The following is a 1226-nucleotide window of genomic DNA, read 5'->3' as shown; positions in this document are numbered from 1 at the left end:
GATGATCTACCAACGTTCGTTGGGACCAAGGCAACTTGAGGTTATATGGTCAAGCCGCACGGATCATTAGTATCAGTTAGCTCAATACATTGCTGTACTTACACACCTGACCTATCAACCACGTAGTCTACATGGTTCCTTTAGGGGGCTTGTGCCCCGGGAAGTCTCATCTTGAGGCGCGCTTCCCGCTTAGATGCTTTCAGCGGTTATCGCTTCCGAACATAGCTACCCGGCAATGCCACTGGCGTGACAACCGGAACACCAGAGGTTCGTCCACTCCGGTCCTCTCGTACTAGGAGCAGCCCCTCTCAAACTTCCAACGCCCATGGCAGATAGGGACCGAACTGTCTCACGACGTTCTGAACCCAGCTCGCGTACCACTTTAAATGGCGAACAGCCATACCCTTGGGACCGACTACAGCCCCAGGATGTGATGAGCCGACATCGAGGTGCCAAACACCGCCGTCGATATGAACTCTTGGGCGGTATCAGCCTGTTATCCCCGGAGTACCTTTTATCCGTTGAGCGATGGCCCTTCCATACAGAACCACCGGATCACTAAGACCTACTTTCGTACCTGCTTGATCCGTCGATCTTGCAGTCAAGCACGCTTATGCCTTTGCACACAGTGCGCGATGTCCGACCGCGCTGAGCGTACCTTCGTGCTCCTCCGTTACTCTTTAGGAGGAGACCGCCCCAGTCAAACTACCCACCATACACGGTCCCTGATCCGGATAACGGACCTAGGTTAGAACGTCAAGCACGACAGGGTGGTATTTCAAGGATGGCTCCACTGCAGCTAGCGCCACAGTTTCATAGCCTCCCACCTATCCTACACAGACGAACTCAACGTTCAGTGTAAAGCTATAGTAAAGGTTCACGGGGTCTTTCCGTCTTGCCACGGGAACGCTGCATCTTCACAGCGATTTCAATTTCACTGAGTCTCGGGTGGAGACAGCGCCGCTGTCGTTACGCCATTCGTGCAGGTCGGAACTTACCCGACAAGGAATTTCGCTACCTTAGGACCGTTATAGTTACGGCCGCCGTTTACTGGGGCTTCGATCAAGAGCTTCGCCTTGCGGCTGACCCCATCAATTAACCTTCCAGCACCGGGCAGGCGTCACACCCTATACGTCCACTTTCGTGTTTGCAGAGTGCTGTGTTTTTGATAAACAGTCGCAGCGGCCTGGTTTCTGCGACCCTCTTCAGCTATAGCTCGCACGAGC

The 1226-nt window shown here is 53.8% G+C and carries 1 rRNA gene; it reads right to left on the bottom strand.

Going from position 1 to position 1226, the window contains the following annotated elements:
• Window positions 1-45: 45 nt before the first annotated feature.
• Window positions 46-1226, bottom strand: a 23S ribosomal RNA gene (locus tag LL964_RS20035); the annotation flags it as partial.

Source organism: Xanthomonas melonis, from assembly GCF_020783655.1.
Lineage (GTDB): Bacteria > Pseudomonadota > Gammaproteobacteria > Xanthomonadales > Xanthomonadaceae > Xanthomonas > Xanthomonas melonis.
The sequence above is the reverse complement of the archived record's forward strand: the minus strand, read 5'-3'. Positions and strand labels throughout refer to the sequence as shown.